The 13,467-nt window shown below is 58.2% G+C and carries 13 protein-coding genes; 5 read left to right on the top strand and 8 right to left on the bottom strand.

The genetic code is table 11. The features are described 5' to 3' along the window. The first annotated feature begins 126 nt into the window (after positions 1–126). Positions 127–708 (top strand): hypothetical protein, encoded by a 582-nt coding sequence (locus ACIOVD_RS09120; protein ID WP_401127234.1) that lies wholly within the window; start codon positions 127–129, stop codon positions 706–708. A gap of 179 nt (positions 709–887) precedes the next feature. Here ACIOVD_RS09120 and yjiA read toward each other — a convergent pair whose 3' ends face one another. The 3 genes from yjiA to ACIOVD_RS09105 form a co-directional block, all read right to left on the bottom strand. After that, entirely contained in the window at positions 888–1,859 is a 972-nt protein-coding gene (gene yjiA / locus ACIOVD_RS09115) for a GTPase (RefSeq protein WP_095166439.1), read from the bottom strand. 104 nt (positions 1,860–1,963) lie between these two features. Beyond that, on the bottom strand, positions 1,964–2,161 hold the full coding sequence (locus tag ACIOVD_RS09110; RefSeq protein WP_028620750.1) for a YbdD/YjiX family protein: 198 nt from the start codon (positions 2,159–2,161) through the stop codon (positions 1,964–1,966). A 15-nt stretch (positions 2,162–2,176) separates the two neighbouring features. After that, positions 2,177–4,243, bottom strand: a complete 2,067-nt coding sequence (locus tag ACIOVD_RS09105) for a carbon starvation CstA family protein (protein WP_095166437.1) — start codon at positions 4,241–4,243, stop codon at positions 2,177–2,179. Positions 4,244–4,402: 159 nt separating this feature from the next. On the opposite strand from ACIOVD_RS09105, the gene ACIOVD_RS09100 reads away from it, so the two are divergent. Further along, positions 4,403–4,771, top strand: coding sequence for a PilZ domain-containing protein (locus ACIOVD_RS09100; RefSeq protein WP_401127231.1), 369 nt, complete (start codon positions 4,403–4,405; stop codon positions 4,769–4,771). 9 nt (positions 4,772–4,780) lie between these two features. Here the strand turns inward: ACIOVD_RS09100 and radA are convergent, their stop codons facing one another. Further along, on the bottom strand, positions 4,781–6,148 hold the full coding sequence (gene radA, locus ACIOVD_RS09095; protein WP_095166434.1) for a DNA repair protein RadA: 1,368 nt from the start codon (positions 6,146–6,148) through the stop codon (positions 4,781–4,783). Positions 6,149–6,843: 695 nt separating this feature from the next. Between radA and mscL the strand changes: the two genes are divergently transcribed. Then, positions 6,844–7,257 carry a large-conductance mechanosensitive channel protein MscL gene (gene mscL, locus ACIOVD_RS09090; protein WP_095166433.1) on the top strand — a complete coding sequence of 138 codons (414 nt, stop codon included), beginning with the start codon at positions 6,844–6,846 and terminating at the stop codon, positions 7,255–7,257. A 45-nt stretch (positions 7,258–7,302) separates the two neighbouring features. On the opposite strand, the gene ACIOVD_RS09085 is transcribed toward mscL, so the two are convergent. Next, a complete protein-coding gene (locus ACIOVD_RS09085) occupies positions 7,303–8,079 on the bottom strand; it encodes a ferredoxin--NADP reductase (protein WP_095166431.1) in 777 nt (258 codons plus the stop codon). Positions 8,080–8,439: 360 nt separating this feature from the next. Here ACIOVD_RS09085 and ACIOVD_RS09080 point away from each other — a divergent pair, with 360 nt between their 5' ends. Then, complete coding sequence (locus tag ACIOVD_RS09080; RefSeq protein ID WP_401127229.1) at positions 8,440–9,156, top strand: autoinducer binding domain-containing protein; 717 nt, start codon at positions 8,440–8,442, stop codon at positions 9,154–9,156. A gap of 200 nt (positions 9,157–9,356) precedes the next feature. Beyond that, positions 9,357–10,481, top strand: coding sequence for a methyltransferase (locus ACIOVD_RS09075; RefSeq protein WP_401127227.1), 1,125 nt, complete (start codon positions 9,357–9,359; stop codon positions 10,479–10,481). 73 nt (positions 10,482–10,554) lie between these two features. On the opposite strand, the gene ACIOVD_RS09070 is transcribed toward ACIOVD_RS09075, so the two are convergent. From ACIOVD_RS09070 to ACIOVD_RS09060, 3 genes are read right to left on the bottom strand one after another with little or no spacing between them, the layout of a single operon-like run. Continuing rightward, complete coding sequence (locus ACIOVD_RS09070) at positions 10,555–10,722, bottom strand: DUF2474 domain-containing protein (RefSeq protein WP_401127225.1); 168 nt, start codon at positions 10,720–10,722, stop codon at positions 10,555–10,557. 54 nt (positions 10,723–10,776) lie between these two features. Continuing rightward, entirely contained in the window at positions 10,777–11,784 is a 1,008-nt protein-coding gene (gene cydB / locus ACIOVD_RS09065; RefSeq protein WP_095166424.1) for a cytochrome d ubiquinol oxidase subunit II, read from the bottom strand. Between the two features lie 3 nt (positions 11,785–11,787). After that, the gene (locus tag ACIOVD_RS09060; RefSeq protein ID WP_095166422.1) at positions 11,788–13,227 is read right to left on the bottom strand and encodes a cytochrome ubiquinol oxidase subunit I; all 1,440 of its coding nucleotides are present in this window, start codon (positions 13,225–13,227) and stop codon (positions 11,788–11,790) included. Between the last annotated feature and the right edge of the window lie 240 nt (positions 13,228–13,467).

The following is a 13,467-nucleotide window of genomic DNA, read 5'->3' as shown; positions in this document are numbered from 1 at the left end:
ACATCAGCAAGACACATCAACCCATTACCCACCCAAACTCTTGCAACACTCGCACCCCCAGCCATCGACAAAAACACCCTAATCTAAAACCCGTTTCAACCAATAAAATTACCAACGGGTTAGATTATGAATGGCAATATAGAAAAATCCTTTATCGCAACACTGAGAATGTTTGACCATAAAGTGAATGTTCTTGAAGTGCTCCATGGCAAACCGGCGCTGGCCACGATACGCCTGTTCAGCGGCGGCTTTTACACAGGCAAACCGCAGACCCTGGACCACTCCCACGTACTCGGCATACGGCCCAACGAGCAGATCGGTGAGGTAACGAGCTTGAAACTGCACTTTCTGCATACCCCTGACGGCTACGTACTTACAATCAAAAATAACGGAGCGTATTACAATCGGATCATCACCGAGAACGCGCTGGATACTTTCGAAGGCATGAACACATACACTGATGAGCCAACCACTTTTATCCTGCTCAACCCTCAAGGCGAACCGGTGACACTGGATAACTTGCCGGACACTCACTCGCCGATCTCGCTCAAGACAAAAGAAAAACATTACGTAGGCGGACTTAAACTAAACGGCTCGCCCTATGTTTATCTTGGCAAAACAGAAGAGCGCTCGAAGATAACTTTCATCCTCAGCATCCTCGAAAGAAAAGTCCCTCAAGCGCCCTTTGAGCCGCACATCAACGTCTAAAAATATCAAAGCGCGACATTAATCATGTGGCCCGCAGGCTGCCTTTCAGGGCAGCCTCAACCTCTGCAAAAAAACATTTCCGGTAACTGCACCTGCCGCAGTTACGCCAATGGGTCGAACGTGAACGCCAATGCCTGGAGCAGAACCAGCGGGCGGCAGCCCGGGCAAGGCTGACAACTTCAGGCAGCGGCCACCCGGGCAAAGCCTGCGCGGATCTTGTCTTCCGGCAAATCATCGGCAATGAACACGATCACGCTTTCGCGCGCTTCACCTTCGGCCCACTCAGTGTCCCAATCGAAGCCATACAGCTTCAGCACCCCCTGAAACACCATGCGCCGCGATTCCCCGGCAATACTCAGCACGCCTTTGTAGCGCAGCAGTTGTTTGCCGTGCGCTTCCAGCAGCTCGTTCATGAACTCGCTGAGCCGGTCGATATCCAGCGCCTGATCGCTGCGCAGCACCAGGCTGGAGATGCGGTCGATTGATGGTGCCTTGCTCACCGGGCGCAAGCTGACTCCGCCACCGAGGTCGGCATTGAGATTGAAGCCGCGCACATCAAGCAACTCGGCCAGGTCGATCTTGCCGTGTTCGACCAGGCGGATCGGTGCGCGGCGATTGATCCGGGTCAGGCGCTCACTCAGTGCGGTGAATGTCGCCTCGTCCACCAGGTCACGTTTGCTGACCAGCAGGCGATCGGCAAAACCGATCTGGGCCTGGGCAATGGTCTGGGTCAGGTGCACGTCGGCGTGCGCCGCGTCTACCAGGGTGATGATGCCGTCGAGGATATAGCGCTCGCGCAACTCTTCATCGATAAAGAACGTCTGGGCCACGGGAGCCGGGTCGGCCAGGCCGGTGCATTCGATCACCAGGCGATCAAAAGTGAGCTCGCCACTGTCCAGGCGCTCGAGCAGCAGGTACAGGGCTTTGGTCAGGTCGGTGTGAATAGTGCAGCAGACGCAGCCATTGGACAGCGTCATCACTTGCACCGGCTCGTCTCCCAACAATTGGGTGTCGATACCGGCATCACTGAATTCGTTTTCGATTACCGCGATCTTCAGGCCATGCTCGGCCTTGAGCAGGTGGCGCAGCAGCGTGGTTTTACCCGCGCCAAGAAAGCCGCTGAGGATGGTGACTGGAATGGGGGCAGGCAAAAGAAAATCTCCGTACGCGGATAAAACTGTAGGAGCAAGGCTGGCCCGCGATGGCGTTCAAAAGATCGCCATCGCGGGCCAGCCATGCTCCTACATCTCGTGCCTCAACAGCACTTGGGCCCACCCTTGCCGCCGTAACGAGCTTCCTGGCGTTCGCGAAAGAACATCTCGTAGCTCATCACCGGCTTGTCCGGGTGGTTGGTTTGCATATGCTCGACGTAATTGTCGTAGTCGGGCATGCCGACCATCAGGCGCGCGGCCTGACCGAGGTATTTACCGAGGCGACTCAGGTCATTGAACACAGGTGCAATCCTCTCTTACGCATCCGGCAGGGCCTGGTAGGGCGATTCTTTATCCGTACGTTCCTTGCTGCCCCAGGCGGCAATACCGACCTTGAGCGCATAGAACAGGATACTGAAGACCACGAACAGGAACAGCGCGGTGAGCGTTGCGTTGGTGTAGGCGTTGAAGATCACGTGCTCCATCTGCGCAATGTTCTTGGCCGGAGCGAGAACCTGGCCATTAGCCAAGGCATCGCTGTACTTCTTGGCCAGGGACAGGAAGCCGATCGCCGGGTTGGCGTCGAACAGCTTGATGAAGCCTGCGGTGGTGGTGCAGATCAGCAGCCAAACCGCCGGCAGCATGGTGACCCAGATGTAGCGCTGGCGCTTCATTTTGATCAGCACGACCGTGGCAAGCATCAGCGCAATACCGGCCAGCATCTGGTTGGAGATACCGAACAGCGGCCACAAGGTATTGATCCCACCCAGCGGATCGACCACGCCCTGGTACAGCAACCAGCCCCACATCGCCACACAACCGGCTGTCGCGATCAGGTTGGCAGTCCAGGACTCGGTACGCTTGAGGGCCGGAACAAAAGACCCGAGCAGGTCCTGCAGCATGAATCGTCCAGCACGGGTACCGGCGTCCACCGCCGTCAAGATGAACAGCGCTTCGAACAGAATGGCAAAGTGGTACCAGAATGCCATGGTGTTTTCACCAGGTAGGACACTGTGCAGGATCTGCGCGATACCGACCGCCAGGGTCGGTGCACCGCCGGCACGCGCCAGGATGGTGGTTTCGCCGATGTCATTGGCCACCGCCTGCAGGGCTTCCGGGGTAATCGCGAAGCCCCAACTGCTGACGGTTTGCGCCACGCTGACCACATCACTGCCAACCACGGCTGCCGGGCTATTCATGGCGAAGTACACGCCTGGCTCGATCACCGAGGCGGCAACCATGGCCATGATGGCCACGAAAGACTCCATCAGCATGCCGCCGTAACCGATATAGCGGGCGTTGGTTTCGTTATCCAGCAGCTTGGGCGTAGTGCCCGAAGAGATCAGCGCATGGAAGCCGGAAACCGCACCACAGGCAATGGTAATGAACAGGAACGGGAACAGACCGCCCTTCCACACCGGGCCCGTGCCATCAATGAACTGAGTCAGCGCCGGCATTTTCAGCTCAGGCATGGTCACCAGGATGCCAATGGCCAGGGCAATGATGGTGCCGATCTTGAGGAAGGTAGACAGGTAGTCACGAGGCGCCAGAATCAGCCACACCGGCAACGACGCCGCGACAAAGCCATAGCCCACCAGCATCCAGGTAATCTCGATCCCGGTGAAGGTGAAAGCCTTGGCCCAGACCGGATCCGCGGCAATCTGCCCGCCCAGCCAGATGGAGCCCAGCAGCAGCAACACGCCGATCACCGAGATCTCGCCAATGCGACCCGGGCGGACGTAGCGCATGTAGAGGCCCATGAACATCGCGATCGGGATGGTCGCCATCACCGTGAAAATGCCCCAAGGGCTTTCGGCCAGGGCCTTGACCACGATCAGCGCCAGCACCGCAAGGATGATGATCATGATCAGGAAGCAGCCAAACAGCGCGATGGTGCCAGGGACGCGGCCCATTTCTTCACGGACGATGTCACCCAGGGAACGGCCGTTGCGGCGGGTGGACATGAACAGGACCATGAAGTCCTGGACGGCACCCGCCAGCACCACGCCCGCGATCAGCCACAGCGTGCCGGGCAAATAGCCCATCTGCGCTGCCAGCACCGGACCGACCAACGGGCCAGCACCGGCAATAGCGGCAAAGTGGTGACCGAACAGAATGTGTTTGTTGGTCGGCACATAGTCCAGACCATCATTGTTGAGCACTGCGGGGGTGGCCCGCCGTGGGTCGAGTTGCATCACATGGGTTGCGATGAACAGGCTGTAGTAACGATATGCGACCAGATAAATGGCCACTGCCGCGACCACAATCCACAAGGCGTTGATCGCCTCACCCCGTCGCAATGCCACTACGCCGAGGGCGCACGCTCCTACGATTGCCAGCAGCAGCCAGGGTAAGTGGCGTAGCAGGCTATTATTATTTTTCATTTTTTTATTCCAGCCAGGTGGACTTGAGAGACAGCCACCCCGAGTTTAGCGCCGATTTCGCCAAAGGCCATACCCCGACATTGGTCTAGAGCCTTGCCTTGAGTGGCAGCGCCTACGGATGCGGGTCTATAGTCAGCCCATTCGCGGAGGAACTGCACCATGAGCACCCACGCTGGCAATCGCCGTCGTTTCCGGCGAATCGCATTCGATGCCCGTACCGAACTGAGCCAAGGTAATCAGCGCTGGCCGGTGAAACTGCTCGACCTGTCGCTCAAGGGCTTGCTGGTGCAACGCCCGGATCCCTGGCTGGGCGATCGCAACCGGATCTTTTCGGTGGACATTCACTTGAGTGAAGAAACCGAAATCCGCATGGACGTGCAATTGACCCACGAAGAGCACGACCAACTCGGATTTGTCTGTCGCTACATCAGCCTGGAGTCCGTCAGCAGCTTGCGCCGGCTGATCGAACTCAATCTCGGTGACCCGCAGGAGCTGGAGCGCGAACTGGGTGCCCTGATCGAAACCTGAGCACCGGGGTTACTCGAACAATGCGTCGAGGGCTTGTTCCAGGCGCGTCACCGCGATGATCCGCAACCCTGCCGGGGCTTCCTTCGGGGCATTGCCTTTGGGCACGATCGCGCGCTTGAAGCCGTGCTTGGCGGCTTCTTTCAAGCGTTCCTGGCCGCTGGGCACCGGGCGCACTTCCCCGGACAAACCGACTTCACCAAACACCAGCAGATCGTGGGGCAACGGCCGGTTACGCAGGCTGGACATCACGGCGGCCATCAACGCCAGGTCCGAAGCGGTTTCCAATACCTTGACCCCGCCCACCACGTTGAGGAATACATCCTGGTCGTGGGTCGGAATACCACCATGCCGGTGCAGGACTGCCAGCAACATGGCCAGCCGGTTCTGATCCAGGCCCAGGGTCACCCGGCGCGGATTGGCCAGGTGGCTGTCGTCCACCAGCGCCTGAACTTCCACCAACATGGGACGGGTACCTTCCCACGTAGCCATGACCACACTGCCCGGCACTTCTTCCTGGGCCCGGGTAAGGAAAATCGCCGACGGATTGGAGACTTCTTTCAGCCCCTTGTCGGTCATGCCGAAAACACCCAGTTCGTTAACCGCGCCAAAACGGTTTTTCACCGCTCGCAACAGGCGCAGGCGACCATCGGACTCGCCTTCGAAATACAGCACGGTGTCGACCATGTGCTCCAGGACCCTAGGCCCCGCCAGCGCGCCTTCCTTGGTCACATGACCGACCAGGAAAATCGCCGTGCCGCTTTGTTTCGCGTAACGCACCAACAGCGCCGCACTTTCGCGCACCTGGGACACGCCGCCGGGTGCCGACTGCAGTTGTTCAGTGAAAATCGTCTGGATCGAGTCGATCACCATGACCTTGGGTTTTTCCACCCGCGCCGTGGCGATGATGGTTTCGATACAGGTTTCGGTCATGACCCGCAGTTGATCCTGGGGCAAGCCCAGGCGTCGGGCACGCATGGCCACTTGCTGCTGTGACTCCTCACCGGTGACATAGAGGGCCGGCATGCGGGTGGCGAGGTTGCACAGGGTTTGCAGGAGAATGGTTGACTTGCCGATCCCCGGATCACCGCCGATCAGCACCACGGAGCCGTCGACCAGGCCACCGCCCAGCACGCGGTCGAGCTCGCCGGAAGCGGTGGAGAAACGCGGAATCTCTTCGACGCTGACTTCGGCCAGGGTCTTGATCTGCGCCTGCTGCCCGGCCCAGCCGGTACGTCCGCTAGGGGCGGCGGCACCGCCACTCTCCACCATGGTTTCGGTCAGGGTGTTCCAGGCCCCGCACTCACCGCATTGGCCCGCCCATTTGGGGAAGGTCGAACCGCACTCGGTGCAGCCGTACATGCGTTTTGCCTTGGCCATCTGAACTCCCAGGAAAAAACCGCGATGATAACCCAGCTGGAAAGGTTCGGTACGGCAGAAGGCTAATGGTTATTTTGTACAACTTAGGCACCGTGTCCAGAAAGGTTAAAACTATCCACCATTCAATTCCCCGTTTAACACCACGACCCGCACTGCTCAAGTTTCAGCAACGTAATAAACGTATTGCTTGGCTGTCACCGAGTTAGAACCACCACACCTTTTTTCGACAAGCTCTCTCAAGCAATCAAACCCAAAAACTTGTACAACCCTTCAAATAAGTACAGCACTTGTACAACTCAAATATCAAAATACCTTCATCTTGATATCACTTGTTTGATTCGGGTATTTACCTAATAACCAGGAACACAAAACTTACAGAGGCAGGCCAAAATCATTCAAAAAGTGAGTTCAATTAACCGCTCAATCTCAGGCCGACCTTATCACCAGCCCCCTTAGTCACTGACCAATGTCGAAGACAGGCAGAAGGTCCAACTGACCCACGCATCTCAGTGCACAAAAGACCACGCAGAGCGGCCACCGATGCCCATCCAGGTGCGGAGTTGATGGCATTTTGTAAACTTCTTGCCACCTTTCAGGTCGATAGTGACGTGAAACGCAAGCACTTGTGTCGAGCAAGACCCGTTTTGGTGAATTACACTGCGTTCACCAACCTCATCTGTAACAAGGAATAACCTATGGGCGTGATAAGTGAGTTCAAGGCCTTCGCGGTCAAAGGGAATGTGGTCGACATGGCCGTGGGCATCATCATCGGTGCGGCGTTCGGCAAGATCGTAACGTCGTTTGTCGGGGACCTGATCATGCCGCCAATCGGCCTGCTGATCGGTGGGGTGGACTTCGGGGACCTGGCAATCACCCTAAAAGCGGCACAGGGCGACGCCCCGGCCGTGGTGCTGGCCTACGGTAAATTCATCCAGAGCATCATCGACTTCGTGATCGTCGCATTCGCGATCTTCATGGGCGTCAAGGCCATCAACCGCCTGAAGCGCGAAGAGGCCGTGGCACCAAGCCTGCCGCCTGTTCCGACCAAGGAAGAAGAGCTGCTGGGAGAGATCCGCGACCTGCTCAAGGTGCAGAACAGCAAGCCCTGAGGGCTGTGAAGAAAACCAGAACGGCGCCCAATGGCGCCGTTTTTTCTACCAGTAGTTTTCTACCGCGACCTGGCCAGGACGTCGACTCAGGCTCAATTGCAGGTCACGCCGTTTCAACAGGTTACGCGTCTCGTCGATCATCTGCGGGTTGCCACACAGCATCACCCGCGAATGCTCGGCAGTGATCGGCACCCCCGCGGCCCGCTCCAGCTCACCATTTTCAAGCAGGTGAGTGATTCGCCCCTGCAACGCCCCCGGGTGCTGTTCACGTGTCACCGTGGCAATAAACTGCAGCTTGTGGGCGTACTCCGCCAGATACTCACGCTCTGCCAAGCCGGCGATCAATGCCTGATACGCTAGCTCGCGGGCCTCACGCACGCTGTACACCAGAATGATCCGCTGGAATTTTTCCCAGGCCTCGAAGTCCTGCAAGATCGATAGAAATGGCGCGATCCCGGTACCAGTGGACAGCAACCACAGATCACGTCCATCGACAAAACGATCAAGCGTCAGATACCCAAAAGCCTGCCGGTCGACCAGCAAGGTATCGCCGACGTTGAGGCGACTCAGCTCGCTGGTGAACTCACCACCCGGCACGACAATTGAGAAGAACTCGAGATACTCATCATGGGGTGAAGACACCATGGAATAGGCTCGCCACACCGTGCTGCCGTCGGCCCTGGTTACACCCAGGCGCGCAAACTGCCCCGCCCGAAACCGAAAACCCGCGTCACGAGTGGTGCGCAAGGTAAACAGGCTGGGGGTCAATGGCTGTACATCGAGCAAGGTCTGACGGGTGAATTTCTCTTCACTGGCGCTCATGAGGGACTCCGCAGGTCTGATGCCCCCAGTGTCCCGCAAAGCCAAGGGAAGAAACACCGTTGATTTGTAGTGTTATTAACCCACGAGCTCGACATTACCCACTAGATAGTTAATAACTTAAACAATTATGTTTAACATACAAATAAAACCATTCAAATCCAGTCACTTAAATATCAAATAGCAGACAGACGCAGCCGAATATAAGCCAGATTTCGCAACACATAACTAATTAATTATTTTGCGACCCCCTACAAGAGCAAAAAAGTCGCACGCTTACGGTAGGATATCTCCTACACTCAGCAAGTGCTGTTTTTTGGACGTACCCAGCACTTTCGCAGTTAGGTATCAGGAGAGTGTTCAATGGAGATCTGGAAGGAAACACAACTCAGAAAACTGGCAACCGAATCAAACATCGAAATGGCCTACAAAATCGCTCTGAACCTGTTCAATAACATGGGTTATGAATATTGCGCATTTTCAATTACTTCCCACACAACAGCTCAACGTTTTGACAGCGTCAACCTGAACAACTACCCCCATGACTGGAATACCCAGTATGAAAAAAACCACTACAGTTCGATTGATCCGATAGTTGCCCATTGCCACCATTCAATCCTGCCCATTGTCTGGAACCGCAAGACGTTCGCCAAAGCCCCCGCCCTCTGGAGCGCACTGCAGGAGCAAGGTTTGCAGCATGGCTGGTCACAACCGGCACATGACGCAAACGGCCCAGCCATCAGCATGCTCAGCCTGGCTCGCAGTCATTGCCAAGTCAGCTCTTTCGAGCTTTACGAGCACCTCGGCTATGCGGTTTTCATCAGTCACACGCTGCACGCCCTGGCGATGCACAAACTCTCCAGCCAACACCCTCCGTGCATAAGCGTGACCCACCTGTCGCCGCGCGAGATCGAAGTCTTGAAATGGTCGGCAGATGGCAAGACCGCCTCGGACATTGCCACCATCCTGAGCCTCAGTGAGCGCACGGTAAATTTCCACGTCAGCAGTTCGATCAAGAAACTGGGGGTGAACAACAAAATCTCGGCCGTGGTGAAGGCCACCAAATCACACATGATCTGAGCCTTGAACGAACCGTACCGGGGATGAGCCATGCCCAACGAGGAAAACCGACGAGTATTCCCATCGAAAAAAACGTACCATTTGCTCCGTTCTGAGTGACTGCGCCCAAACCAAGCGCCGCAGTCTACTCAGACGGTCCCGCCAGCCTCACCCCCTGCAGACCTGCGGGACATTCGTTGATTATCCAGAGTCCCCGCCCCATGCCCCTGCTCGAAAGCCCCTTCGCTCAACTCGACCTGATTCGCCAACCGGAACAGCCTAACGAACCGCTGCAGGCTTTCGATGCCGCGGATGAGTACCTGCTCAATCATCTGGCCGAACAGCAGCCCGCCGCGAACACTCGGGTGCTGGTGCTCAACGACAGCTTTGGCGCCTTGGCGGCAAGCCTGGCCGGCAAGGTGGCGCTGACCAGCAGCGGTGACTCGTTTCTCGCCGCCCAGGGCCTGGAAAAGAACCTGGTGCGCAATGGCCTGCCGTTTGACGCGGTCACGGTGTTGCCCGCCAGCGCGCCCTTGCGTGGCCCGTTTGATCGGGTGCTGATTCGTGTGCCCAAGACGCTGGCCTTGCTGGAGGAGCAGTTGATTCGCCTGCAGGGGCAACTCGCGCCCGGCGCTCAAGTGATCGCGGCCGCCATGATCAAGCATCTGCCGCGGGCTGCGGGCGAACTGCTGGAACGTTATGTCGGCCCGATGCAGGCCTCGCTGGCGGTGAAGAAGGCCCGGTTGCTGATCGCAACCCCGGACGCCCGACCGGCGATAGCGTCGCCCTACCCAACCCGCTATCGCCTCGATCAACCGGCGATCGAACTGCTCAATCACGCCAACGTATTTTGCCGCGAAGGCCTGGACATCGGGACCCGCGCGTTTCTCCCCCATCTGCCAAGCAACCTCGGCCAGGCGCGGGTCGCCGACCTCGGTTGCGGCAACGGCGTACTGGCCATCGCCAGCGCCCTGAACAACCCCGAGGCCCACTACACCCTGGTCGACGAGTCGTTCATGGCCGTGCAGTCGGCCGAGCAGAACTGGCAAGCCGCGCTGGGTCAGCGCGAGGTGACAGTGCGCGCCGGCGATGGCCTGGCCGGGCAAGAGCCGCAGTCGCTGGACGTGGTGCTGTGCAATCCACCGTTCCACCAGCAGCAGGTGGTGGGCGACTTCCTTGCCTGGCGCATGTTCCAGCAGGCGCGTGAAGCCTTGGTAGTGGGCGGTGCGCTGTACATCGTCGGCAACCGGCACCTGGGCTATCACAGCAAACTGGCGCGGCTGTTCCGAGGCGTCGAGCAAGTCGCAGCCACGCCAAAATTCGTGATCCTCAAAGCACGTAAGTAACCGGCAAAAAAAAACCCTCCAGCGGAGGGTTATAAATCCGCGCCGCAAGGCAACGGGATGGGAAGTTCAGTGCTCAGTGGGTACTCAAGCCTGCGGCGTTCATGAACAGGCGCATCAGGCTGGCGACCACGAACAGCGCCAGCACGCTGCCGACCCAGATCCCGGCCAGCCAGCCAAGCCGATGCCACAGCGGCTTCTTTTCAGCCTCTTCGATTTCCCGCAAAGAATGTTTATCTGCCATTGCTCAGGTCCTCGGTTGGGGGGAGATGGCGCCGTTCAAGGCGCCATCATGCACCTAGTGGTAGCCGTCTTCGTGGGTCACCTTGCCGCGGAACACGTAGTAGCTCCAGAAGGTGTAGCCCAGGATGAACGGAATGATGAACAGCGTGCCGACCAGCATGAAGCCCTGACTTTGCGGCGGTGCGGCAGCGTCCCAGATGGTTATCGACGGTGGCACGATGTACGGCCACAGGCTGATGCCCAGCCCGCTGTAGCCCAGGAAGATCAGTACCAGGGTCAACAGGAACGGGGTGTAGTGGGCATTGCGGGCCACCGCACGCAGTAATCCGTACATGGTCACCAATACCAGGATCGGCACCGGCAGGAACCAGAACAGGTTAGGCAGGGTGAACCAGCGCGCAGCGATCTCGGCATGGGCCAGCGGCGTCCAGATACTGACGATACCGATCACCGCCAACACCACGAACGCCAGCGGCCGCGCCAGGTTGTGCATTTGCTCCTGCAGCTTGCCTTCGGTCTTCATGATCAACCAGGTGCACCCCAGCAGCGCATACGCCACCACCAGTGCCGCACCGCAGAACAGGGTGAAAGGCGTCAGCCAGTCCAGCGAGCCGCCGGCGAACTGTCGGTCAACCACTTTGAAGCCATCGATAAACGCACCGAGGGCCACGCCCTGGAAGAAGGTCGCGGTGATCGAGCCACCGATAAACGCCTTGTCCCAGACGTGCACCTTGTCGTCCTTGGCCTTGAAGCGGAACTCGAAGGCCACCCCGCGAAAGATCAGGCCGATCAGCATCAGGATCAACGGCAGGTACAAGGCCGAAAGGACCACCGAGTAGGCCAGCGGGAAGGCCCCGAACAACGCGGCGCCCCCCAGTACCAGCCAGGTTTCGTTACCGTCCCAGACCGGGGCGACGGTGTTCATCATCACATCACGGTCGCTCTTGCCCTTGATGAACGGGAAAAGAATCCCGATCCCCAGGTCAAAGCCGTCCATGACCACGTACATCATGATGCCGAAGATGATGATCACGGCCCAGATCAGTGGAAGATCAATACCCATGACTCAATTCCCCTTGTTCAGGCTGTCGCTGTGGTCACCTTCGGTGCCGTCATCGGCAGCGGAAAGCGGACGGGCCGGCGTGCGTTGCTGACCAGGACCACCGTGGCTCGGTTCGGCCCCTTCATTGAGCTTGGGCCCCTTGCGCACCAGGCGCATCATGTAGCCCAGGCCCACACCGAACAGCGAGAAATACACCACCACAAACAGCGCCAGGGTAATGCTCATCTGCACCACGCTGTGCCCGGAGGAGGCATCGGCGGTGCGCATCACCCCGTAGATCACCCACGGTTGGCGCCCGACTTCCGTGGTGAACCAGCCCGCGAGAATTGCGATCAGGCCAGAAGGCCCCATCCACAGGGTCAGGTACAGGAACGCGCGGTTCGAATACAGCCGATCACGCTTGCGCAGCCACAGGCTCCACAGGCCGGTGAAGATCATCAGCATGCCCAGGCCGACCATGATCCGGAACGACCAGAACACGATGGTCGAGTTCGCCCGGTCTTCCGGCGGGAATTCCTTGAGCGCCGGCACCTGTTTGTCCAGCGAGTGGGTCAGGATCAGGCTGCCCAGGTACGGAATTTCCACCGCGTACTTGGTCCGCTCCTCCTTCATGTCCGGCCAGCCGAACAGGATCAGCGGCGTCGGTTCGTCGCCATGGTTTTCCCAGTGACCTTCGATCGCGGCGATTTTCGCCGGTTGGTGCTTGAGGGTGTTGAGGCCGTGGAAGTCACCGATCACGGCCTGGATCGGCGCGACGATCAACGCCATCCACATGGCCATCGACAGCATGGTGCGGATCGCCGGGTTGTCGCGACCGCGCAGCAGGTGCCAGGCCGCCGACGAACCGACGAAGAATGCGGTCGCGACAAAGGCAGCGGTGGCCATGTGCATCAGGCGATAGGGGAACGACGGGTTGAAAATCACCGCAATCCAGTCCACCGGGATGACCTGGCCGTTGATGATTTCGTAACCCTGGGGGGTCTGCATCCAGCTGTTGGAGGCGAGAATCCAGAACGTCGAGATCAGCGTGCCGATCGCCACCATGATCGTGGCGAAGAAGTGCAGCTTGCGCCCTACCTTGTTCCAGCCAAACAGCATGACGCCGAGGAAGCCGGCTTCGAGGAAGAATGCCGTGAGCACTTCATAGGTCAGCAATGGCCCAGTGACGGAGCCCGCGAAGTCCGAGAAACGGCTCCAGTTGGTACCGAACTGGTAGGCCATGACCAGGCCGGAGACGACTCCCATGCCGAAGTTGACGGCAAAGATCTTCGACCAGAAATGGTAGAGGTCACGGTAGGTGTTGTTGTTGGTTTTCAGCCACAGGCCTTCAAGCACCGCCAGGTAACTCGCCAGGCCGATGGTGATCGCCGGGAACAGAATGTGGAATGAGATGGTGAACGCGAACTGAATTCGGGCGAGATCAAGTGCCTCCAAACCGAACATAAGTCTTCCTCTGTCAGGTAAAACGGCTACAGGCTTGTGGCCTGCACCCACCGCCCCCACGGGTATGGAGTGTGGCGAATTCGAATTCGTTCTTTTTTTACAATCATCACAACGCAGGGAGTCTGGCCATCTGGCCGTCAGAACAAATCCCCCAAGGGCTTTGATCTGGATCAAGCAACGATCAAAGAGTAGTCGCATTTTCAGCGACAGAGCGTGTGGTCTATTGCCGCGTGACAGGTT

This window comes from Pseudomonas sp. NPDC087626 (genome assembly GCF_044743405.1).
Taxonomy (GTDB): Bacteria; Pseudomonadota; Gammaproteobacteria; order Pseudomonadales; family Pseudomonadaceae; genus Aquipseudomonas.
The sequence above is the reverse complement of the archived record's forward strand: the minus strand, read 5'-3'. Positions and strand labels throughout refer to the sequence as shown.

Coding starts and splice junctions, on each gene's coding strand:
- ACIOVD_RS09070 (WP_401127225.1), bottom strand. CDS start 10,722: ATGGCAGATAAACATTCTTTGCGGGAAATCGAAGAGGCTGAAAAGAAG.
- ACIOVD_RS09105 (WP_095166437.1), bottom strand. CDS start 4,243: ATGAAAAATAATAATAGCCTGCTACGCCACTTACCCTGGCTGCTGCTG.
- radA (WP_095166434.1), bottom strand. CDS start 6,148: ATGGCCAAGGCAAAACGCATGTACGGCTGCACCGAGTGCGGTTCGACC.
- cydB (WP_095166424.1), bottom strand. CDS start 11,784: ATGGGTATTGATCTTCCACTGATCTGGGCCGTGATCATCATCTTCGGC.
- ACIOVD_RS09100 (WP_401127231.1), top strand. CDS start 4,403: ATGAGCACCCACGCTGGCAATCGCCGTCGTTTCCGGCGAATCGCATTC.
- ACIOVD_RS09080 (WP_401127229.1), top strand. CDS start 8,440: ATGGAGATCTGGAAGGAAACACAACTCAGAAAACTGGCAACCGAATCA.
- ACIOVD_RS09120 (WP_401127234.1), top strand. CDS start 127: ATGAATGGCAATATAGAAAAATCCTTTATCGCAACACTGAGAATGTTT.
- ACIOVD_RS09085 (WP_095166431.1), bottom strand. CDS start 8,079: ATGAGCGCCAGTGAAGAGAAATTCACCCGTCAGACCTTGCTCGATGTA.
- ACIOVD_RS09075 (WP_401127227.1), top strand. CDS start 9,357: ATGCCCCTGCTCGAAAGCCCCTTCGCTCAACTCGACCTGATTCGCCAA.
- ACIOVD_RS09060 (WP_095166422.1), bottom strand. CDS start 13,227: ATGTTCGGTTTGGAGGCACTTGATCTCGCCCGAATTCAGTTCGCGTTC.
- mscL (WP_095166433.1), top strand. CDS start 6,844: ATGGGCGTGATAAGTGAGTTCAAGGCCTTCGCGGTCAAAGGGAATGTG.